Origin of the sequence: Vibrio nigripulchritudo ATCC 27043 (assembly GCF_000222685.1) — a bacterium.
Classification (GTDB): Bacteria; Pseudomonadota; Gammaproteobacteria; order Enterobacterales; family Vibrionaceae; genus Vibrio; species Vibrio nigripulchritudo.
Map to the genome: position 1 here is coordinate 1 of NZ_AFWJ01000251.1, position 343 is coordinate 343.

General features: G+C 50.1%; 1 rRNA gene. It reads right to left on the minus strand.

The window, feature by feature from the left end:
• Positions 1–343 (minus strand): 23S ribosomal RNA (locus RH89_RS16990); the annotation flags it as partial.

Consider the following 343-nt stretch of genomic DNA (forward strand, 5'->3'; position numbering starts at 1 on the left):
AAGACTAACCCCATCAATTAACCTTCCGGCACCGGGCAGGCGTCACACCGTATACGTCATCTTACGATTTTGCACAGTGCTGTGTTTTTAATAAACAGTTGCAGCCACCTGGTATCTGCGACTCTCGTCAGCTCCATCCGCGAGGGACTTCACCGATAAGAGCGTACCTTCTCCCGAAGTTACGGTACCATTTTGCCTAGTTCCTTCACCCGAGTTCTCTCAAGCGCCTTGGTATTCTCTACCCGACCACCTGTGTCGGTTTGGGGTACGATTCCTTACAATCTGAAGCTTAGAGGCTTTTCCTGGAAGCATGGCATCAATGACTTCACTACCGTAGTAGCTC